The following is a 24,453-nucleotide window of genomic DNA, read 5'->3' as shown; positions in this document are numbered from 1 at the left end:
AATATTTATTCGGACCCAGGTAAGATATTTGTCGAATTATTTATACCCCTTTAGGGGTAAATATTTAAGCGTCATTCAAAGTCAGGGAGATAAAAATGACTATCATGCGAAATAATATGTTGCTGAGATTTCCAGTCGCCCTGGCATTAATTTCGCTAGCCTTTAATACGGCCTCTGCGAATAGCCGCCAGGTGGGGATTGCTCCGATTGCCGCGACAACATTAAAAGAGAGTATTCTTTTTGCCATCGATCGCGATCCGTCGATTAGCCAGCAGGCCGCGCAACTGGGAATAGGTCAGGCACAAATAGATGAAGCACGCAGCGGCTGGATGCCACAAATATCGTTAAACGGTAGCGCCGGCCATAGCCAGACCACCGATTCCAGCGGCTCGCTGCGCAATTCTGCGGCCTGGGGATTGAGTCTGACGCAGCTGGTATACGATTTTGGCAAGACCAACAACAGCATCGACCAGTCCACGGCGCAGCGCGATAGCTATCGTTACCAGTTGATGAGCACCTTGTCTGCGGTGGCGGAAAAAACGGCGCTCAGCTACGTAGAAGTCAAACGCTATTCCGACCTGTTGCAGGCCGCCAAAGAGAACGTTCAGGCGCTCAAAAACGTTGAACAACTGGCCAAACTCCGCGCCGACGCAGGCGTCAGTTCAACCTCTGACGAGCTTCAGACGCGCACGCGCATTGCCGGTATGCAGGCCACGGTCGAGCAGTATAACGCGGCGTTAAACAGCGCCCGCGCACGGCTTGCGGTGTTGACTGGCATGGAGGCCGAGCGCTATTCACCTGTACCGGCGAAGCTTGCCGTTGAGCAAGATTCGCTTAATCGCATTGATTACTCGGCCATTCCCGCGGTCATGGCCGCGCAGAATATGGAGCGTTCAGCTCAGTATGGCGTGGCAACGGCAAAGTCTCAGCACTGGCCGACGTTAAGCCTGAAAGGAGGCCGCACCCGCTACGAGTCCGACAACCGTTCTTACTGGGATGACCAGATTCAGCTCAATATTGACGCACCGCTATACCAGGGTGGCGCCGTTTCAGCCCGCGTTCGCCAGGCCGAAGGGGCAAGGGCCATGGCATCGTCTCAGGTTGACCAGGCGCGGTTCGATGTCCTGCAAAAAGCCTCTGTCGCGCAGGCTGACTGGACCGGCGCGCAGGGGAGAATGCAGGCGGGGAAGCTGCAGCTGGAAAGCGCGTTACGCGCCCGGGATGTTTACAGAAATGAATATACCCTGAGCAAGCGGAGCATTAACGATTTGCTCAGCGTTGAACAGGATGTCTGGCAAGCCACCTCAGCCAAAATAATGGCTGAATATGATGGCTGGAGTTCGGCGATTAATTACGCATCTGCCGTTGATAATTTGATGCCAATGATCGGCATAGAGAAAAACGCTGCCGCAAAATTACCTGATTTGAGTTAAAAAACACGCGTCTTTTTGTGCGAAATAAGTAAGAAAATAATGGGTGCTTTTTCCCAGGGATAGCTACATCCATTTGGTGGACATATCCACAGGAATCCGGACACCTGCAAGGAGAGGAAAATGAGTAACGTAAAAATTGTTGATGTCATCATTCGCAAATCGGCCGAGAAAACGAAATTAACCGGAGAGGGTAATTTGTCGGTTTCTATTTCTTCGCCGAGTGTGATTGAAATTCAGGGTTCTGCTCAGGATGTTGTGCGTTATGTTCGCCAGGGTAAAGACCTGCTTATTTATATGAAAGACGGCAGCGTTATTCGCTGCAATAACTATTTTGTTGAAGATCCACAGACCCATAATCAATCAGAACTGGTCTTCAACGATCAGCAGGAACTGACGCATATTTCTTTTGCCGATGCCGGGGAAGCGTCTGGCGTTGCTGTTACCGAGTTAACCGCGCAGGCTACGCCGGTTGCCAGCATTGAGCCTTTCCTTGAGCAGGGAAGCGTTCTCAATGACGCGCCATGGGGATGGATTGCAGGCGCTGCGTTGGGCGGCGGTGCCATTGGCGCACTGCTGGCGCACGGGGGTGACGGCGAAACCAAAACTAAAGTCATCGACAACACCAAAGATGTTGAAAGCGCGACGCCGACCTTTTTGCTGACGGACAACGCGGGTGATAAGCAGGGTGTGCTGAGTGGAAAAGCGATCACGGACGACCACACCCCAACCTTCAGCGGTACCGGGCAGCCGGGCGCGACCATTCAGGTTAAAGACAGCAGCGGAAGCACCATTGCCAGCACCATGGTCGGGAAAGAGGGTACCTGGACCGTAAAACTCCCGACTCAGGCTGACGGCGAACATACCTGGTCTGTCGTGCAAATCGACGGGAGCAAAACGACGCAGGCGGGCAGCATTACCGTCACAATTTCTACCGCTAACGCCAGCATCACGCTGGGGACAACGGCCGGTGACAACGTGATCAATGCCAGCGAACACTCCGCTGGCTTTACGCTGTCCGGCACCAGCAAAAATCTGGCGCAGGGAACCGGGCTTACCGTCACGCTGAACGGCAAAACCTACACGGCGGAAGTGGGGGCCGGCGGCGTATGGAGTGTGAACGTGCCTGCCGCGGATGCACAGGCGCTGGGTGACGGCACCTGGACGGTGAACGTCAGCGGTAAAGACGCCGCGGGCAATACCGTGAGCGGCAGCCAGACGATAGGTGTGGATACCAACGCGCCAGCGCTTTCTGTTGATACGATTGCGCAGGACAACATCATCAACGCGGCTGAGCACAACCAGGCGCTGACGCTCACCGGTAAAACCGATGCGGAAGCCGGCCAGATTGTGACGGTAACGCTCAACGGGAAAAATCATACCGCCACGGTAGGGAGCGACGGCACGTGGTCCGTTACGCTGCCCGCCAGCGAGGTGCAATCGCTGGCGAATGGCGACCATACGCTAACGGTGAACGTCAGCGATAAAGCGGGGAACGGATCTTCCACGACCGTCGATTTCACCGTGGATACCGCCGCGCCGGTCGTGACGATTAACACCGTTGCTGACGACAATATCCTCAATACCAGCGAGCAGGGCCAGGCGCAGATTATTTCCGGTACGGCGAGCGGCGCCGCAGCAGGGGATGTCGTGAGCGTAACCGTTGGCGGTCAGACCTTCACCGGTGTGGTGCAGGCGGATGGCAGCTGGAGCGTGGGTGTGCCTTCGTCCGTGGTGGGCTTGCTGGGAGAAGGCAACCACAACATTACGGTTTCCGTTACCGATGCCGCGGGCAATACAGGCAGCGCCACACACGGCATTACGCTGAGCGGTAACCCACCGGAATTTACCGTTCATGCCATCAGCCAGGATAACGTTCTCAATGCTCAGGAGGCTATGCAGCCGCTGAGCCTGACAGGCACCAGCACGCTGCCAGACGGCAGCGCCATCACCGTGACGCTGAACAACGTCAATTATCAAACCGTTGTCGAGAACGGGAGCTGGTCAGTTCAGGTACCGGTTTCCGACGTCCTGCAACTGGCGAACACGCTGTACACCGTCAGCGTCAGCGGTACCGACAGCGTGGGCAACAGCGGCTCAGCGGAGGCCACACTGCTGGTTGATACCGTGTTGCCACAGGTGGTCATCAATACCTTTGCCGGCGACAACCGGGTGAATAACGCCGAAGTGGCCGCCGATAAAACGATCAGCGGTCGTGTCACGGGTGCAGCGGCAGGGGATACGGTGTCTGTTTCCGTTGGTGGCAAGCATTACAGCGCCACCGTGGGTAGCGATCTGACCTGGAACCTCACTATCCCGTCTGCGGATCTCAGGGCATTCGGCGACGGCGACCTGACCATTACCGCGTCAGTCACCAACAGCCACGGCAATACGGGCAGCGGCGAGCGCGATATCAATATCAACGCGACGCTGCCGGGTCTGCGCGTCAACACCCTTTCCGGTGATGACGTGATCAATGCCATTGAGCAGCATCAGGATCTTACCGTGACCGGCTCCAGCAGCCATCTGGCCGCAGGCACGCAGATCACCGTCACCATCAATAACGTCGATTATGTCACCGTGGTCAACGCCACCGGTGGCTGGCAGATTGGTGTCCCGGCGATCGACCTCCAGTCCTGGACGCCGGGCCATATCGCGGTGCACGTCAGTGCAGAAGATGCGTGGGGCAATGCCGTTGCCGCTGAACATCCGATCGAACTCGACCTGAACGCCGTGGCGGTTACTGTTGATGTCATCTCCGGTGATGACCGGCTGAACGCGGCGGAAAAAGGCAGCGATCTCACGCTCTCAGGCCAGACGCAGGGCGTGGAAGCCGGGCAGACTGTGGTGGTGAAATTCGCCGATCGGACCTATACCGCGCAGGTGCAGCAGGACGGCTCCTGGAGCCTGACCGTACCGGCCAGCGCCATGGAAACGTTGATTGACGGCCGCGCGCAGGTGAGCGTCAGCGTGACGAACGTTAACGGCAACAGCGCCGATGCGTCGCGCGTGGTGACGGTCGATACGCTGCCTCCGGACATCACGATCAATAATCTGACCGATGACAACATCGTCAGTGCCGCCGAAGCGCAGCAGGATATCGTGTTAAGCGGTAGCAGCACGGCGGAAGCGGGCCAGACGGTCACCGTCGCGCTGAACGGTAAAACCTACCAGACCACCGTTCAACATGACGGTAGCTGGCAACTGACAGTACCTGCCGCGGACGTCGGCGCACTGGCCGATGGCACCGTCACGGTAACGGCAACCGTGAGCGATGTGGCAGGTAACAGCAGCAGCACGGATCGCGTCGGGCTGGTGGATGCCACCGTACCGCAGGTGACCATTAACGATTTTGTCACCGATACCAATACCATTAACCAGCTTGCCCATACCCAGGCGCAGGTTCTCAGCGGCTCCGTGACCGGAGCGGCAGCGGGTGATTGGGTCACGGTGACCATCAATAACGTGGATTACACCACCGTGGTGGATGCGGCGGGCAACTGGAGCCTCGGCCTGCCTGCGTCTGTGGTACAGGGCCTGGCGGACGGAACCTGGACGATTACGGTCTCTGTGACCGATCAATCTGGCAACACCGGCAGCAGCACGCTGGAGGTGGTGGTTAATACCGTGACGCCGGAGATAGGTATTCACACTCTGGCGGCGGACGACGTGATTAACGCCACCGAAAAAGGCGAAAATCTGCTGCTTTCCGGGACCAGCAACCAGCCAGAAGGCACCCCGATCACCGTGGCCCTGAATGGCATTCACTACACCGCCATTACGGATGCCAGCGGTAACTGGCGTGTTACCGTACCGGCCTCCGCAGTAAGCGCGCTGGGCGAGGCGCACTACACGGTGACGGCGAGCGTCACGGACAGTGTGGGTAATAGCGCGTCGGCCACGCACGATGTGTTGGTAGACAGCTCGCTGCCGGTGGTCACGCTCAACACGCTGGCGGGCGATAACATCATCAACGCGGCGGAACTGGCGGCAGGCCAGACCTTGACGGGGAAAGTCGCCAACGCGGCGGCAGGCGACATTGTCACCCTTACCCTGGGCGGCCAGACGTATACCGTTGCGGTGCAGGACGATCTTACCTGGAGCCTGCCGTTAACCCAGAGCCAGTTAACCGCGCTCGGTAACGGTGAGCTGACGGTTACGGCCAGCGTGACGAATGCGCACGGAAACACCGGTTCTGCCGCGCTGGACTTCACCATCGACGCCCAGTTGCCTGGTCTGCGTATTGATACCGTGGCGGGCGACGATGTTATCAATATCATCGAGCATGGGCAGAACCTGATTGTTTCCGGTACCAGCACCGATCTGGCGGCGGGCAGCAGCGTTACCGTGACCATTAACAACATTGAGTACGTCGCCACGGTCCTGGCCGACGGAACCTGGAAAGCGGTTGTGCCTGCGGCGGATGTCAGCCAGTGGGCGGACGGTCCTCTCGACATTACAGCCCGCGCACAGGATGCTTCCGCCAACCCGGTGAATATCGGGACCGTGGTGGATGTCGATCTCGCCCCGGTCGCGATAAGCGTTAACAGCGTGACCCCTGATAACGTGCTGAATGCGGCAGAGAAGGGACACGATCTGGCGCTCTCCGGCACCACGTCTGGGGTCGAAGCCGGTCAGACGGTGACGGTCACCTTTGGTGGCAAAAGCTACACCACCACCGTGGATGCGAATGGCAACTGGGCTTACACCGTTCCGGCTGCGGATGTAAGCGGCCTGAAAGAGGGCGATGCCCGCGTTCAGGTGAGCGTGAGCAACGTGAATGGCAACCCGGCCTCTTCGTCACACGAATTCAGCGTCGATACCACTGCGCCTGCGGTCACCATCGATACGGTCAGTCACGACAACATGCTCAATGCGGCAGAGGCGGCACAGGATCTCACCCTGAGCGGCACCTCGACTGCCGAAGCGGGGCAGACGGTCACGGTGACCTTTAATGGCAATCAATACACCGCACAGGTACAGGCTGACGGCAGCTGGACGCTTGACGTGCCGGCAGCCGATCTGGCCGGTATCGCCGACGGCACTGCCGTCGTTACGGCGACCGTGTCGGATAAAGCCGGTAACCCGGCCAGCACGGATGCGTCTGTGCTGGTGGACACTACCGTGCCGCAGATCACCTTCAACACCGTTGCCGGTGATGACATTCTGAATATTGCTGAACACGGTCAGGCGCTGATCGTTTCTGGCACAGTCACCGGGGCACAGGCAGGCGACGTGATCACCGTGACGCTGAACGGTAAAAATTACAGCGCAATGCTGGACGCGTCCGGCAACTGGAGTATGGGTATTCCGGCGGCTGACGCGGGCGCGCTGGGCAATGGCGACCATACGATGTCTGCGACCCTCACCGACAAAGCGGGCAACAGCACCACGCAGACGCATGAGATTGCGGTTTCCCTGACCGCTCCGGTTATCGCTATCAATACCGTTGCGGGCGATGATGTGATCAATGCCATCGAGAAAGGCGAAGATCTGCAACTTTCCGGCACCAGCAACCAGCCGGACGGCACCACGATCGTCGTGACCCTGAATGGCATTAACTACACGGCCACGACTGACGCCAGCGGCAACTGGAGCGTGACGGTACCGGCAGCAAACGTCTCGGCGCTGGGCGAAGCGAACTACACGGTCACCGCGAGCGTGACCGATACAGCAGGCAACAGCGCGAGCACCAGCCATCAGGCACTTGTCGACAGTGCGCTACCGGTGGTGACCATTAACGCTGTCGCCATTGATGATGTCATCAATGCGGCGGAAGTGACTGCGGGACAGACCCTGAGCGGAAAAGTCAGCGGTGCCGCAAGTGGTGACACTGTCACGATTTCAATGGGGGGCAACACCTGGACCGCCACCGTTGAGGATGATCTGAGCTGGTCGGTCAATGTGCCGCCTGAAGTCTTAAAGGCCATTGGCAACGGCGATTTGACCGTGACGGCAAGCGTCACTAACGGTCACGGCAATACCGGCTCCGGCAGCCGCGACATCACCATTGATGCCAACCTGCCGGGTCTGCGGGTCGATACCGTGGCGGGCGACGATGTGATTAACAGCATCGAGCATGGTCAAAACCTGATTATTAGCGGCTCCAGTGATGGGCTGAAAACCGGCTCCGCGTTGACGGTGACCGTCAATGGTAAAACCTATGCCGCGACGGTTCTGGCCGACGGAACCTGGACGGCAGCGATCCCGGCCGCCGACGTCAGCGCGCTGAGCGCAGGCAAGGTGACGGTAACCGTTGAGGGTCAGAGCACCGCAGGAAACCCGGTGACGATCGCGCATGACGTCACGGTCGATCTGGCCGCGGTGGCGATCAGCGTCAACGCGATTGCCACCGACGACGTGATCAACGCGGCGGAAAAAGGCACGGACCTGGTCCTGTCGGGTACCACCACCCACGTCGAAGCCAACCAGACCGTGTATATCACCTTCGGCGGCAAGTCTTACACCGCGACCGTGGATGCCAGCGGTAACTGGACCGCTACCGTGCCTTCTGCTGATTTAGTCAGCCTGAAGGAGGGCGATGCCAGCGTGCAGGTTAGCGTCACCAACGTGAACGGCAACAGCGCGTCAGCGGGCCGTGAATACAGCGTGGATACGACCGCGCCGACGGTCTCTATCGACATTGTCAGCGACAACAACATCATTAATGCGTCTGAAGCGCAGCAGGATTTGGTGGTTAACGGCATCACAAACGCGGAAGCGGGTCAGACCGTGACCGTGACGCTGAACTGCAAGGATTACACCACCACCGTGCAGGCGGATGGCAGCTGGAGCCTGAGCGTACCGTCAACCGACCTGAGCGGCATTATCGACGGAAACTACACCATCACCGCGGCGGTATCCGACAAAGCGGGTAACCCGGCCTCGGTGGATCGTGACGTGCTGGTGGATACCACGGTGCCGCAGTTGACCATTCACACCGTTTCGGATGACGACGTCATCAACAGCGTTGAGCACGCGCAGGCGTTGATTGTCACCGGGTCTGTCACCGGCGCGGCAGCGGGTGATGTGGTCACCGTCACCATCAATAATAAATCTTACACCGCCACGCTGGATGCCGCGGGCAACTGGAGCGTGGGAGTGCCTGCGGCCGACGTCACTGCTCTGGCCGCCGGGGATCACACCATCACCGCGACCCTGACCGATAAAGCGGGTAACAGCAACAGTGCGACTCACGACGTGGCCGTCAACCTTACCGCTCCGGTGCTGACCATTGACACCGTTTCAGACGACGATGTCATCAATAGCACCGAGAAAACGCAGGATCTCACCCTCACCGGCACCGCGTCAGGTCTGGCGGCGGGCGCGATCGTCACCGTGATGCTGAACGGCAAAGCCTACAGCGCGACGGTGGATGATAACGGGCTGTGGAGGGCTACCGTTCCGGCGGATCAGGTCGGCGCACTGGGTGAAGCGATCTACACCCTCACCGCGTCTGCAACCGATGCTGTTGGCAACAGTACCAGCGTGACTCACACCGTGAACGTGGAGTCTGTCCTGCCGGGTGTCACCATCAACACCGTGGCTGGCGACGATATTATCAATACCGCGGAGCTGGCGACCGGCCAGACTCTCAGCGGTACCGTGGTGAACGCCGAGGCGGGCAACACCGTCACCGTGACCCTCGGCGGTAACACCCTGACCGCCACGGTGCAGGATGACCTGACCTGGTCCGTCAACGTACCGCAGTCCGTGTTAACCGCACTGGGTAACGGCGAACTGACCGTCACCGCCAGCGTGACTAACGGCGTGGGCAACAGCGGCACCGGCGAGCGCGATATCACCATCGACGCCAGCCTGCCGGGCCTGCGCGTGGATACCGTGGCGGGTGACGATGTGATCAACAGCATCGAGCATGGCCAGAACCTGATCGTGACCGGCACCAGCGAAGGACTGGCGACAGGAACCGCACTGACCGTAACGGTAAATAATAAAACCTATCCGGCCACCGTGCTGGCTGACGGCACCTGGAGTGCGGCTATTCCGGCGGCCGATGTTGGCGCGCTGGCGGCAGGCACGGTAGCTGTCACCGTTGAGGGGCAGAACAGCGCCGGTACGCCGGTGTCTATTAGCCACAATGTGACGGTGGACCTTGCGGCGGTCGCCATCGGGATTGACGCCATTGCCACGGATGATGTGATTAACGCGGCTGAGAAGGGCGCGGACCTGGTGCTCTCTGGCACCACCTCCAACGTGGAGGAGAATCAGACCGTCAGCATCCTCTTCGGCGGTAAAACCTATACGGCGTCGGTGGATGCCGACGGCAAATGGACGGCGACGGTGCCGTCTGCTGACCTGACCGGTCTGAAAGAGGGCGATGCCAGCGTGCAGGTGAGCGTCACCAACGTCAACGGCAACAGCGCGTCTGCGGGCCGCGAGTACAGCGTGGACACCACCGCGCCGTCCGTAACGATTAACACCCTGGCGGCTGACGACATCCTGAATGCGACCGAAGCGAAAGCTGACCTGACGGTGTCCGGTACCAGCACCGCCGAAGCGGGCCAGACGGTCACCGTAAGCCTGAACGGGAAGAACTACACCACTACCGTGGGCGCAGACGGCAACTGGACGCTGGACGTTCCGGCAGCCGACCTGGCGGCGCTTACGGACGGCAGCGTGACCGTGACGGCCGCCGTCAGTGACAAGGCGGGTAACCCGGCCTCGGTGGCTCACAACCTGGCTGTTGACGTGACGGTGCCGGTCGTGACCATCAACACCGTGGCGGGCGACGACGTGATTAACGTGGCTGAGCATGCACAGGCGCAGATCGTCAGCGGCTCCGCCACCGGCGCGGCGGCGGGCGATAAAGTCACCGTGACCCTTGGCAGCCAGACCTACACCACCGTGCTGGACGCCGCGGGTAACTGGAGCGTGGGCGTTCCGGCGAACGTGATTTCTGGCCTCAGCGACGGCACCGTGACGGTCAGCGTCAGCGTCACCGATGCCGCGGGCAATACCGGATCCGGCACCCATAACGTGACCGTCGATACCGGGCTGCCTTCCGTGGGCTTCGATACCCTGAGCGGCGACAACGTACTGAACGCGGTGGAGAAAGGTCAGGATCTGAGCGTCAGCGGTACCAGCGCCAACCTTGCGGAAGGTACCCTGGTCACCGTGACCCTGAACGGCAAACAGTACGCCGCAACAACCGCGGCGGACGGCGGCTGGAGCCTGACGGTACCGGCAGCGGATCTGGCCGCGCTGGGTGAGGCGAACTACACCCTGAGCGCAACCGCGACGAACACCGTGGGGAACAGCGTCAGCAATACGGCGAACCTGCAGGTCGACACCGCGCTGCCAACCGTCATCATCAACACCGTGGCCGGTGACAACGTGATCAATGCGGCGGAAGTGGCGGCAGGTCAGACGATCGGCGGGAAAGTGATGAACGCCGAAGCGGGCAATACCGTCACCGTTACGATGGGCGGTAACAGCTGGACGGCGACGGTGCAGGATGACCTGACCTGGTCCGTCAACGTGCCTTCAGAGGTGCTGACGGCGCTGGGTAACGGCGGACTGAGCGTGACGGCCACCGTCACCAACGGGCACGGCAATACCGGTTCCGGCGAACGCGATATCACCATTGACGCCAGCCTGCCGGGCCTGCGTGTCGATACCGTGGCAGGCGACGATGTGATTAACAGCATCGAGCATGGTCAGAACCTGATTGTCAGCGGCTCCAGCGATGGGCTGGCAGCGGGCACGGCACTGACCGTCACCGTGAACGGCAAAACCTATGCGGCGTCCGTACTGGCGGACGGGACCTGGAACGCAGCCGTGCCGGCCGCAGACGTCAGCGCGTGGCCGGAAGGCACCGTGAAAATTACCGTTACCGGTGATAGCCCGACGGGCAACCCGATGACCATCAGCCACGACGTGAAGGTGGATCTGGCGACCGTGGCGATCAGCATTAACGCCATCGCTACCGATGACGTGATTAACGCGGCGGAAAAAGGGACCGATCTGGTGCTGTCAGGTGCGACCACCAACGTGGAAGCCGGACAGACCGTCACCCTCGCCATGGGCGGTAAAATCTATACCACCACTGTCGATGCGAGCGGTAACTGGACTTATACCGTACCGTCTGCTGACCTGGCCGGTCTGAAAGAGGGCGATGCCAGCGTGCAGGTGAGCGTCACCAACGTCAACGGCAACAGCGCGTCTGCGGGTCGCGAGTACAGCGTGGACACCACCGCGCCGTCCGTAACGATTAACACCCTGGCGGCTGACGACATCCTGAATGCGACCGAAGCGAAAGCTGACCTGACGGTGTCCGGTACCAGCACCGCCGAAGCGGGCCAGACGGTCACCGTAAGCCTGAACGGGAAGGACTACACCACCACCGTGGGGGCAGACGGCAACTGGACGCTGGACGTTCCGGCAGCCGACCTGGCGGCGCTTACGGACGGCAGCGTGACCGTAACGGCCGCCGTCAGTGACAAGGCGGGTAACCCGGCCTCGGTGGCTCACAACCTGACGGTCGACGTGACGGTGCCGGTCGTGACCATCAACACCGTGGCGGGCGACGACGTGATTAACGTGGCTGAGCATGCGCAGGCGCAGATCGTCAGCGGCTCCGCCACCGGCGCGGCGGCGGGCGATAAAGTCACCGTGACCGTTGGCGGCCAGACCTACACCACCGTGCTGGACGCCGCGGGTAACTGGAGCGTCGGCGTTCCGGCGAACGTGATTTCCGCGCAGCAGGATGGCACCGTGACGGTCAGCGTCAGCGTCACCGATGCCGCGGGCAATACCGGATCTGGCACCCATAACGTGACCGTCGATACCGGACTGCCTTCCGTGGGCTTCAGTACCCTGAGCGGCGACAATGTGCTGAACGCGGTGGAGAAAGGTCAGGATCTGAGCGTCAGCGGTACCAGCGCTAACCTTGCGGAAGGCACCCTGGTCACCGTGACCCTGAACGGCAAACAATACACCGCAACAACCGCGGCGGACGGCGGCTGGAGCCTGACGGTACCGGCAGCGGATCTGGCCGCGCTGGGTGAGGCGAACTACACCCTGAGCGCAACCGCGACGAACACCGTGGGGAACAGCGTCAGCAATACGGCGAACCTGCAGGTCGACACCGCGCTGCCGACCGTCACCATCAACACCGTGGCCGGTGACAACGTCATCAATGCAGCGGAAGTGGCGGCAGGCCAGACGATCGGCGGGAAAGTGGTGAACGCCGAAGCGGGTAACACCGTGACGGTCTCTGTCGGTGGCAATACCTACACCACAACGGTACAGAGCGATCTGAGCTGGTCGGTTGATGTCCCGCAGTCCGTGCTGACCGCGCTGGGTAATGGCGACCTGACCGTCACCGCAACGGTTACCAACGGGCACGGCAATACCGGTTCCGGCGAGCGTGATATCTCCATCGATGCCAGCCTGCCGGGGCTGCGTGTCGATACCGTGGCAGGCGACGATGTGATCAACAGCATTGAGCATGGTCAGAACCTGATTGTCAGCGGCTCCAGCGATGGGCTGGCAGCGGGGACCATGCTTACGGTAACGGTGAACGGCAAAACCTATGCGGCGTCCGTACTGGCTGACGGGACCTGGAACGCGGCTATTCCGGCGACGGATGTAAGCGCGCTGCAGGCAGGAACGGTAAGCGTTACCGTTGCAGGCCAAAGCACCACGGGCAATCCGGTGACCATCAGCCATGACGTCACTGTTGATCTGGCGGCCGTCGCCATCAGCATTGATACCATTGCCGTTGACGATGTGATTAACGCGGCGGAGAAAGGGGCAGATCTGCTGCTTTCCGGCACCACCAGCAACGTGGAAGCCAACCAGACCGTCAGCATCACCTTTGGCGGCAAGCACTACACGGCCACCGTTGATGCCAGCGGTAACTGGACGGCGACGGTACCGTCTGCTGACCTGGCCGGTCTGAAAGAGGGCGATGCCAGCGTACAGGTGAGCGTCACCAACGTGAACGGCAACAGCGCCTCAGCAGGGCGCGAATACAGCGTCGATGCGACCGCGCCTGGCGTGACAATTGATACAGTTGCCGGCGACAATGTGATCAACGCCAGCGAAGCGTCTGCAGGTGTGGCCATCACCGGCACCACCACGGCAGAAGCGGGTCAGACGGTCACCGTAACGCTCGGCGATAAGCAGTACACCGCGCAGGTTCAGGCAGGCGGCACGTGGAGTGTGAATGTGCCCGGGGCCGACCTGACTGCGATGGCCGACAACGGCTACACCGTACAGGTTAGCGTGAGCGATGCGGCCGGTAACCCAGGCAGTGCGGCTAAAGCCATTACCCTTGACACCACGCCACCGGTTATCAGCTTTAACGCGGTCGCCGTTGATGATGTGATCAACAGCGTGGAGCATGCGCAGGCGCAGATCGTCAGCGGTAGTGCAACCGGTGCAAACGTCGGCGACAGGCTGGTGATTACCGTCGGGTCTCATCAGTACACGACAACCGTGGATGCGAGCGGCAACTGGAGTGTGGGCGTACCGGCCAGCGTAATTTCCTCGCTGGCTGACGGCACCGCGACCCTCAGTGCAACCATTACCGACAGTGCGGGCAACAGCAGCACGAAGACCCATGATGTGGTGGTCAACACGGCCTCGGTGGCGCTGACCGTGAATACCATTGCCGGCGACGACGTGATCAACGCGGCAGAAGCAGGCTCCTCACTGGTGATTAACGGCTCGAGCGCGCAGTTTGCCAGCGGGACGCAGGTCACGGTAACCCTGAACGGTAAAAGCTACACCGCCACCATTCAGAGTGACGGCTCCTGGACGACTACCGTGCCGGCTGCTGATGTGGGCGCACTGACCGATGGCGGACATTATCCTGTCTCCGTTGCTGCCCAGGACAGCGCGGGCAACAGCGCGTCGGCAACGCACAGCATCAGCGTGGATACCACCGCGCCGGTGATCGGTGTGAATACGCTCTCTGGCGACGACGTGTTAAATGCAGCAGAAGCACAGCAGCCGCTGACCGTGCACGGTTCTACCAGCGCGGAAGCCGGGCAGACCGTTACCGTAACGCTGGGGGGTAAAACCTACAGCGCAACGGTGGCGAACGATGGTACGTGGACGCTGAATGTGCCGGCCGCCGACCTGGCGGCCCTGAATGAAGGGGCGCTGACGCTGACCGCTTCAGTCAACGATAAAGCGGGTAACAGCGGACAGACCACTCACACCCTGACGGTGGATACCGTGGCGCCAACCGTAACCATCGGCACTGTGGCGGATGACGATATTGTCAATAACGCTGAGCAGCTGGCAGGCCAGACCATCAGCGGCACCACCACGGCGGAACAGGGCCAGACGGTGACGGTTTCCTTCAACGATCACCGCTATCAGGCGACCGTGGGGGCGGACGGCTCGTGGTCGGTCTTTGTGCCGGGGCATGATTTCCTCGGCCTGAGCGACGGGAATTACACCCTAACGGCGACGGTGAACGATAAGGCCGGTAACCCGGGCAGCGCGACGCACGACGTGACGCTGAACGGTGATGTCCCGACCATAACTATCCACACCTTTGCGCAGGACGATATCGTCAGCGCCGCTGAACATGGTATCCCTCTGGTGGTCAGTGGTACCACCGACGCGCCTGCGGGCCAGACGGTGACCATCACCCTGAACGGCAAAACCTACACCACAACCGTGCAGGCTGACGGTAGCTGGAACTACACCGTAGGCAGTGCAGACGTGACCGCGCTGGCAGACGGAGGATCGTATGTGATCCATGCCCAGGTGAGTAATACCATCGGTAACACTGCCAGCGACGATCACACCGTGACCGTGGATCTGACCGCGCCGTCAATGGGGATCAGTATCGACGCCCTGCAAAACGATACCGGGCTGAGCGCGAGTGATTTCATCACCAACGACAGCCAGATTATTGTTAACGGTTCATTGACCGCGCAGCTCGGCAATAACGAGAAAGCGCAGATCAGCGTGGACGGCGGGGCGAGCTGGATTGACCTGGCCGTCACGGGCACCACCTGGCGCTACACCGATGGCCGCACCCTGACGGACGGTACGTATCAGTACCAGGTCCGCGTGATTGATAACGCGGGTAACGTAGGGGCAACGGACAGCCAGAACGTGGTGGTGGATCTCACCGCGCCTGCGGCGACGACCATTACGGTCGATTCCGTCAGTCAGGATACCGGTTTGTCTGGCAGCGACTTTATCACCAGCGATAACCAGATCAGCCTGAAAGGGACGCTCGGTGCGGCGCTGGGGAGTGGCGATCACGCGCAGATCAGCCTCGACGGCGGCGTAACCTGGACGGACGTCAGCGTCAGCGGACTGAGCTGGACCTGGGTTGATACCCGCACGCTGGCGGACGGCGATTATAACTATCAGCTTCGCGTGATTGACGATGCGGGCAATATCAGCGCCACCACCAGCCAGGTGGTCACCATTGATACCGTGGCACCCGATGCCAGTAAAACCATCGCCATTGACAGCATCAGCGATGACACTGGCCTGAGCAGCAGCGACTTTATCACCCATGATACCTCGCTGACGCTGCATGGCTCGCTCGGCGCGACGCTGGCTGACGGCGAATATGCGCAAATCAGCATCGACGGTGGAGTGACCTGGCAGAACGTGATTGTCACCGGCAACAGCTGGTACTACGTAGACGGCCGCACGCTGGGTAATGCCACCTATGACTATTATGTGCGCGTGGTGGATGCCGCAGGTAACGTGGGATCCAGTGCCCATCAGCAGGTGACTGTCGATACGGTCGCCCCGGATGCGGCGATTACGGTGACCGTGGATAACATCACCGTGGATACCGGCTTCGACAACAACGACTTCCTGACCAGTTCAACGTCCTACACCCTGAACGGGACGCTGGGGGCGCAACCCGGTGCGGGCGAGTATGTTCAGGTCAGTATGGATGGCGGCACCACCTGGGTTAACGCGACGGTGAATGGCACACAGTGGAGCTATAACGACACGCGTACCCTGGCCGACGGTAGCTATAACTATCAGGTGCGGGTGGTCGATCTGGCCGGTAACGTCGGGGCGACCACGTCGCAGACGGTCACGGTTGATACCCATGCGCCTCAGTACGGCATCACCATTGACAGCATCAGTGAAGATACCGGGCAGTCCGGCACTGATTTCATCACCATGGACACCACGCTTACGCTCAACGGCTCGCTTGGCAGCGCGCTGGCCAATGATGAACGCGTGCAGATTAGCCTGGACGGCGGGAATACCTGGACAGATGCAACGGTAACCAACCAGCGCTGGAGCTACACCGATACCCGCGATCTGGCTGACGGTGATTACACCTATCAGGTGCGGATTATCGACCAGGCGGGCAACGTGGGCTCAACCTCATCGCAGGTGGTGACGGTGGATACCACGCCGCCAACCACCGTGGGCACCGTGGTGAGCTATACCGATGGCGAAGGTGAGCGTCAGGGCTCCTTTGGCAGCGCGATGGCGACGGATGACAGCTCGCCGCTGATCAACGGAACGCTGAACCGCGCGCCGGATGACGGTGAGATTGTGCAGCTTTATCGTGACGGGATCCTGCTGGGCCAGGTCACGATGAACGGTAGCGCAAGCTGGTCCTTCCAGGATAATGGCCTGAGCGATGGCAATCATACGTATATCCTGCGGGTAACCGATAAAGCCGGTAACTATACGGAATCGGACGGGTTTGTACTGAACGTCGATACCAGTATCCCGACCACCACGGCGGCAATTACCGCGCAGACAACATCGGATACCACGCCGATTGTCAGCGGAACGGTCTCCGCGGATCTGGTGAACGGCGAGTACCTGGTGGTGAATGTGAACGGTAAAACCTACACCTCGCAGACGGGCGGCGCGGTGGTGGTCGACCCGGATCACAACACCTGGTATCTGCAGATCCCGGACAGCGATGCACTGAGCGTTGCCAGTTATAACGTAACGGCACAGGTGAAGAGCAGCGCGGGTAACGGCAATACCACCGGGACGGCGAGCGGCAGCCTGGTGATTGATACCACCACGGTGAATACCAGTTGGGCCACCACGGCGGGTAACAGCGATAACTCGACCATGACCGTCGGCATGAACAGCAGCGGCCTGTGGAATATCATTGCTAACGGACAGTCCTATTCCAGCAGTGATGATTCTACCTACGCGGCGAACGCGCTGACCAATACGCGTGGCTACCCTGCCGTTAGCCAGACCGCTGCCGATTTTGACCGTAACGGCACGCAGGACATCTTTGCGACTGAAACCACCTACGGCGGGTCTACACAGGTGATGTGGACCTACGATGGCAGCACTTACAACGCCAGCCAACTGGGTATGGGAACCACTATCTGGTACGGCGGTGTCATTGCCTACGATAAAACCGGTGACGGATATCTGGACCTTGCGTATGGCGATGCCGGTGCGGACTCCATTACCTACCTTATTAACAACAAGGGGGTACTCACGCCGGATGGGAGCTATGGCGGCGCCGGGTTCTGGGGACAATTCACCACCATGCGTGAAATCTCCGGTGTTGACCTGAATAACGACGGCACCGTGGATGTGGTTCAGCACACCAACCGCAGCGGCGCGTACTCGCTTACCGTGATTAACAACAACGGTAACGGGACGTTATCCCTCGGTCAGAACCTGACTAACGTGTTTGTGGCAAACGTGGCGAATACCACCACGGCGGCGTCGATGACGTGGGCGGATTTCAACGGCGATGGCTACATGGATCTGTACCTGGGCAGCAGCTACAACAACAACGGCGGGGTGATCTACTACAACGACGGTACCGGGAAACTGTCCACCACCAAGAGCGCGGTTGAGGCCTCTAACGCGTCAGCAGGGTATCTGTCGGTGGCGGTGGACTGGAACGCTGACGGCCAGATGGACGTCATCAAGCTCAGTACCTACAGCGGAGCGCAGACCGCAACCCTGTTTACCAACAACGGTTACGGTTCAAGCTGGACATCAAGTCAGCTGGCTTCCGGACTGGCGAACGTCACCGGTGTGGCCGCCGTGGATTACAACTGGGACGGCGCGCAGGATCTGCTGGTGTCGCAGCAGAACGGCAAGGTGGTGCTGGTGCAAAACAGCAAAACCGTTGCCGACGGCACGGCGATGCATCTGCACATTGTCGACAGTGAGGGTATCAACGCCTACTACGGTAATACGGTCAATCTGTATAACGCGGCGGGCGTACTGGTGGCCTCGCAGATCATCAACGCCCAGTCCGGTATCGGTTCGAACGATACCTCTGCACTGGTGAGTTTCTACGGTCTGGATCCGAATGAAACTTACTCGGCCGAGATCCTGAAAATCACCAATGGCGTGTCGGATAACGTCACCTGGAGCGGTCTGGAAGCCGGCAACGGCAAAGAGGGCTACGTCCTCACTGCCGAAGCAGCAACCGGAGGGCACAGCGGGACGCTTACCGGTACCGGGTATAACGACACCTTTATCGCCGAGGACGGCACGTATACCTATAACGGTTCCGGCGGCTGGACGACCCACTCGGATCACGACACCTGGAGCAACACCGGGGGGATGGACGTGGTGGACTACCGCAATGCGACGTCCGGCGTGACCGTCGACCTGCGTCTTTCAACCGCGCAGGACACCGGGTTTGGTACCTCACGCCTGCTGAACATTGAGGGCATTAACGGCTCGGACTTTGACGATGTCATTACCGGCAACAGCGGTAACAACCAGTTCGAAGGCCGTGGCGGTAACGATACGTTCAATATTGGCAGCGGCGGTCACGATACGCTGCTCTACACGTTGATCAACGCCTCCAATGCCACAGGCGGTAACGGCAGTGATGTGGTGAACGGCTTTACGGTAGGCACCTGGGAAGGCACGGCGGATACGGACCGTATTGACCTGCGCGACCTGCTTTCAGGCAGCGGCTACACCGGTACGGGCTCAGCGAGCTATGTGAACGGGGTCGCCACGCTGGACGGCAGTGCGGGGAATATCACCGATTACATCCGCGTGGTGCAAAACGGCAGCAATACCGAAATCCAGGTTGACCTGGACGGTAGCGGCGGCCAGTTCTCACCCACAACGCTGGTCACGCTGAACGGCGTGCAGACCGATCTGGCTACGCTGCTGGCAAATCATCAACTGTTAATTGCGTAAAACTATGCCGCGAGGATCACTCCTCGCGGCCTTTTGCGTGGCTACAACGAAGAGCGATAAAAGATTTCACAACATTATGAAGACACATCCACAGTACGAACCCTGGTTGCAGGGCATGCTCATCATCGCGAAGCACTATCGGCTGGACTTCTCGGCAGAGCATGTTCGGGTCACGATTAACCATGAAAGCCAGTCTCCACGCCAGCTGGTGCTGGAAGAGATGGCACGCCAGCTTGGGTTAGGGATGCGTATGGTGGCGGCCGACGCGGTCTCCCTCGACCCGTGGCGTTTACCTCTGCTTGCGGAATTTACCGGCGGACAAATCGCGGTCATTAACCGCATGGACAGCGAGGGCAACGTGAGCCTGCAGTTCAGCGGTGACGGCGGCCTGGAGACGACGCTGACGCGTGAGGCGCTGTGCTCACGGTTGACAGGACTGCTGGTGCTGCGCCCGCTCGAGTCCACGCCGGATGCCCGGGTGGATGATTACATCAAACCGTATGAGAAAAACTGGTTCTGGCAGCTGGCCCTGAAGGACTGGCGACGCTACAGCGATATTATGCTGGTGGCGCTGGTCGCTAACGTCCTGGCCCTTTCCGGCATGGTCTTTTCCATGCAGGTGTATGACAGGGTGGTGCCCTCGCAATCGGAAGCCACGCTGTGGGTCCTGTTTGGCGGCGTGATGATCGCCATTGTTTTCGAATTCATCATGCGCATGCTGCGCGTGCACATTTCGGATGTGGTGGGTAAGCGCGCCGACCTGCGTATTTCTGAACGCGTTTTTGCACACGCGCTGCGAATTAAAAACGGGGCCCGCTCTAAGTCAACCGGGTCGTTTATTGCCCAGATCCGCGAGCTGGAGTCGGTTCGTGAACTGATCACGTCCACCACCATTGCGGCCATCTCCGATCTGCCATTCTTCCTGCTGTTTGTGTTCATTTTGTGGATGATTGGCGGACCGCTGGTACTGGTTGTCCTGCTTGCCGTGCCGCTGCTGCTTATCCCGGGCCTGCTGGTCCAGCGCCCGCTGGGCAAACTGTCCAGCGAAGGGATGCGCGAGTCTGCCATTCGTAACGCCACGCTGGTGGAAGCGGTTCAGGGCATTGAAGACATCAAGCTGATGCGCGCTGAACAGCGCTTCCAGAATCAGTGGAATAACACCAATGATGTTGCCGCTAACGTCGGCATGAAGCAGCGCTGGCTGACCGGGCTGTTGCTGACCTGGACGCAGGAGGTGCAGTCGATTGTGTATGCCGTGGTGCTGCTGGTGGGGTGTTACCTGGTTATCAGCGGGGACATGACCACCGGTGCGCTGGTGGGGACCTCTATTCTCGCGTCGCGGACCATCGCGCCGCTGTCGCAAATTTCAGGCGTGCTCTCCCGCTGGCAGTCGGCGAAAGTGGCGCGTAAAGGACTCGACGATCTGATGCAGCGCCCGATTGACGATCCTCAGCAGGGCAAGAAGGTGCATAAAGCCCATCTGCGGGGGGATTATGCGCTGGAAGAGGTGGGGTTCTGGTACGACGATGAAGAAAAACTCACCGTTCTGAACATCAGCAAACTGCAGATTCGCGCCGGTGAGCGGGTGGCGGTGCTCGGACGCAATGGCTCCGGCAAAAGCACGCTGCTGCAACTGCTGGCAGGGATGCAGGAGCCTCAGCAGGGCAGCATTCTGCTGGATAATATCGCGTTGAACCACCTGGACCCGGCTGACGTGCGCCGCGACATGCAGCTGCTGAGCCAGCAGGCGCGGCTGTTCTTTGGCTCCGTGCGGGACAACATTCTGATGGGCAACCCGCTGGCCACCGACGATGAGATCCATCAGGCGCTGGTGAACAGTGGTGCGCTGGAGTTTGTCCGCAAACAGAAAATGGGGCTCAACTACATTATCAACGAAGGCGGCGCGGGCCTGTCCGGCGGGCAGCGTCAGGCGTTATTACTGGCTCGCGCCCTGATCACCTCTCCGAACATTTTGTTGCTGGATGAACCTACCGCCTGGCTTGACGAGATGAGTGAGAAGCAGTTTATCCAGCACCTTAAACCGTGGTTGGGCAAGCGCCGGACGCTGGTGGTCGCGACCCATCGTCTGCCTATTCTGGAACTGGTTGACCGTATCATCGTGCTGGAAAACGGCAAGGTGATCATGGATGGCCCGCGCGACGCAATTCTTCGCCAGCACGGTATGGCGCCGCAAAAAGCCTCACAGCGTACCGTGACCATGAAACCGACACCAGTAGCAGAGGAGGGCGTAGCATGACTGATTTCTCTCGCGTCAACAGCCGCCTGAAGGAGCCACGCTTGCCGCGGTCAACCTGGGTCGCCTGGTCGCTGTTCGCCCTGCTGGCGGTATTTATCACTTGGGCAAGCCTGTTCAGCCTTGATGAGGTCACCACCGGTAGCGGCAAGGTGATCCCCTCTTCGCACGAGCAGGTGATCCAGTCCCTCGAAGGGGGCATTATTCACAGTTTGCTGGTGCGTGAAGGCGACATCGTTGAGCGTGGTCAGCAGCTGGCACAGCTTGACCGGACGAAAACCGAATCAAGCGTGCTGGAAAGTGAATCGCGCCTGAATGCCGCGCTGGCAACCGCCTCGCGTCTGAAGGCCGAAGTGAACGACACGGCACTGGCTTTTCCGGCAGAGTTGGATGATGACGTTGAACTGGTCAAACAGGAAACGGCGCTGTATCAGTCTCGTCGCGAAAGTCTTGAGAAAGGGCTGGCGGGTTTACGGCAGGGGGCCGAGCTGGTGCAGCGAGAGCTGTCGCTGACCCGTCCGCTGGTGACGCAGGGGGCAGCCAGTAAGGTGGAGGTGTTACGTCTTGAGCGTCAAAAAAATGAGCTTGAGAACAAAATCACCGAGATGAAAAACCAGTATTACGTTCGCGCCCGTGAAGAGCTGGCGAAAGCGAACGCGGAGATTGAAGCGCAACGTTCGGTGATGAAAGGGCGTGAAGATTCGTTGACCAGACTGACCTTCAATGCGCCGGTGCGCGGGATCGTTAAGGATATCGACGTGACAACCGTGGGAGGGGTGATTCCGCCAAACGGTAAGCTGATGAGCCTGGTTCCGCTTGATGACCAGATGGTGATTGAAGCGAAAATCTCGCCGCGCGATGTCGCCTTTATTCATCCGGGACAAAAAGCGCTGGTGAAAGTGACCGCCTATGACTACTCCATTTACGGTGGGCTGGAGGGCGAGGTGACCATGATTTCGCCGGATACGCTTCAGGATGAGGTGAAAAGGGATGTGTATTACTATCGGGTCTATATCCGCACTGACAGTAACCATCTGACCAATAAACAAGGCAAAGCCTTCCCGGTGTTTCCGGGGATGATTGCGACCGTTGATATTAAAACAGGCAGTAAAACGATTCTGGATTATCTGTTGAAACCGCTTAATAAGGCGAAAGAGGCACTGCGGGAACGGTAAACAAAGGGCGTTCGGGAAACCGAACGCCAGAAACATTATACCGTCGACGTTACGTTAACAACGTGGTTGTAGATTCAATCTGTCAATGCAACACCCCTTTCAATTATCTCTTTCGGTGTTTTGAACTTCAGTGTCTTTCTCGGTCTGTTGTTTAGCTGAGCAGCAACCAGATCTAGTTCATGTTGAGTATATTGGGCAAGACATGTCTTTTTAGGAAAGTACTGCCGAATTAGCCCATTTGTGTTCTCATTTGTTCCCCGCTGCCAAGGACTCTGAGGATCGCAGAAGTAAACTTTAACGCCGGTGCTGACAGTAAATTCTAGGGAAGGTGCGAATAAGTGGGGAAATTCTTCTCGGCTGACTCAGTCATTTCATTTCTTCATGTTTGAGCCGATTTTTTCTCCCGTAAATGCCTTGAATCAGCCTATTTAGACCGTTTCTTCGCCATTTAAGGCGTTATCCCCAGTTTTTAGTGAGATCTCTCCCACTGACGTATCATTTGGTCCGCCCGAAACAGGTTGGCCAGCGTGAATAACATCGCCAGTTGGTTATCGTTTTTCAGCAACCCCTTGTATCTGGCTTTCACGAAGCCGAACTGTCGCTTGATGATGCGAAATGGGTGCTCCACCTTGGCCCGGATGCTGGCTTTCATGTATTCGATGTTGATGGCCGTTTTGTTCTTGCGTGGATGCTGTTTCAAGGTTCTTACCTTGCCGGGGCGCTCGGCGATCAGCCAGTCCACATCCACCTCGGCCAGCTCCTCGCGCTGTGGCGCCCCTTGGTAGCCGGCATCGGCTGAGACAAATTGCTCCTCTCCATGCAGCAGATTACCCAGCTGATTGAGGTCATGCTCGTTGGCCGCGGTGGTGACTAGGCTGTGGGTCAGGCCACTCTTGGCATCGACACCAATGTGGGCCTTCATGCCAAAGTGCCACTGATTGCCTTTCTTGGTCTGATGCATCTCCGGATCGCGTTGCTGCTCTTTGTTCTTGGTCGAGCTGGGTGCCTCAATGATGGTGGCATCGACCAAGGTGCCTTGAGTCATCATGACGCCTGCTTCGGCCAGCCAGCGATTGATGGTCTTGAACAATTGGCGGGCCAGTTGATGCTGCTCCAGCAGGTGGCGGAAATTCATGATGGTGGTGCGGTCCGGCAAGGCGCTATCCAGGGATAACCGGGCAAACAGACGCATGGAGGCGATTTCGTACAGAGCATCTTCCATCGCGCCATCGCTCAGGTTGTACCAATGCTGCATGCAGTGAATGCGTAGCATGGTTTCCAGCGGATAAGGTCGCCGGCCATTACCAGCCTTGGGGTAAAACGGCTCGATGACTTCCACCATGTTTTGCCATGGCAGAATCTGCTCCATGCGGGACAAGAAAATCTCTTTTCTGGTCTGACGGCGCTTACTGCTGAATTCACTGTCGGCGAAGGTAAGTTGATGACTCATGATGAACCCTGTTCC

General features: G+C 59.2%; 5 protein-coding genes and 1 pseudogene. 4 read left to right on the top strand and 2 right to left on the bottom strand.

Annotated features, from left to right (window positions below; translation table 11 throughout):
• The first annotated feature begins 95 nt into the window (after window positions 1-95).
• From HV157_RS02315 to HV157_RS02300, 4 genes are all read left to right on the top strand, one after another.
• Window positions 96-1,433 carry a TolC family outer membrane protein gene (locus tag HV157_RS02315; RefSeq protein WP_182268562.1) on the top strand — a complete coding sequence of 446 codons (1,338 nt, stop codon included), beginning with the start codon at window positions 96-98 and terminating at the stop codon, window positions 1,431-1,433.
• 120 nt (window positions 1,434-1,553) lie between these two features.
• Complete coding sequence (locus tag HV157_RS02310; RefSeq protein WP_182378389.1) at window positions 1,554-19,559, top strand: Ig-like domain-containing protein; 18,006 nt, start codon at window positions 1,554-1,556, stop codon at window positions 19,557-19,559.
• Window positions 19,560-19,635: 76 nt separating this feature from the next.
• Window positions 19,636-21,816 (top strand): type I secretion system permease/ATPase, encoded by a 2,181-nt coding sequence (locus HV157_RS02305; protein WP_047955582.1) that lies wholly within the window; start codon window positions 19,636-19,638, stop codon window positions 21,814-21,816.
• Window positions 21,813-22,988 (top strand): HlyD family type I secretion periplasmic adaptor subunit, encoded by a 1,176-nt coding sequence (locus HV157_RS02300; protein WP_020884204.1) that lies wholly within the window; start codon window positions 21,813-21,815, stop codon window positions 22,986-22,988. Before HV157_RS02305 ends, HV157_RS02300 begins: the two co-directional genes overlap by 4 nt.
• Window positions 22,989-23,062: 74 nt before the next feature.
• On the opposite strand, the pseudogene HV157_RS02295 reads toward HV157_RS02300, so the two are convergent.
• Window positions 23,063-23,311 (bottom strand): annotated as a pseudogene (locus HV157_RS02295) (IS30 family transposase); the annotation flags it as partial.
• Between the two features lie 146 nt (window positions 23,312-23,457).
• Window positions 23,458-24,438 carry an IS5-like element IS5 family transposase gene (locus HV157_RS02290; RefSeq protein ID WP_000019402.1) on the bottom strand — a complete coding sequence of 327 codons (981 nt, stop codon included), beginning with the start codon at window positions 24,436-24,438 and terminating at the stop codon, window positions 23,458-23,460.
• Window positions 24,439-24,453: the final 15 nt, after the last annotated feature.

Origin of the sequence: Enterobacter sp. RHBSTW-00318 (assembly GCF_014101375.1) — a bacterium.
In the GTDB taxonomy this organism is placed as follows: Bacteria; Pseudomonadota; Gammaproteobacteria; order Enterobacterales; family Enterobacteriaceae; genus Enterobacter; species Enterobacter ludwigii.
This window is presented reverse-complemented; position numbering and strand designations above follow the sequence as displayed.

Excerpts from the sequence above, each read along its gene's own strand:
- HV157_RS02305 (WP_047955582.1), top strand. The coding sequence starts at position 19,636 with ATGAAGACACATCCACAGTACGAACCCTGGTTGCAGGGCATGCTCATC.
- HV157_RS02315 (WP_182268562.1), top strand. The coding sequence starts at position 96 with ATGACTATCATGCGAAATAATATGTTGCTGAGATTTCCAGTCGCCCTG.
- HV157_RS02300 (WP_020884204.1), top strand. The coding sequence starts at position 21,813 with ATGACTGATTTCTCTCGCGTCAACAGCCGCCTGAAGGAGCCACGCTTG.
- HV157_RS02290 (WP_000019402.1), bottom strand. The coding sequence starts at position 24,438 with ATGAGTCATCAACTTACCTTCGCCGACAGTGAATTCAGCAGTAAGCGC.
- HV157_RS02310 (WP_182378389.1), top strand. The coding sequence starts at position 1,554 with ATGAGTAACGTAAAAATTGTTGATGTCATCATTCGCAAATCGGCCGAG.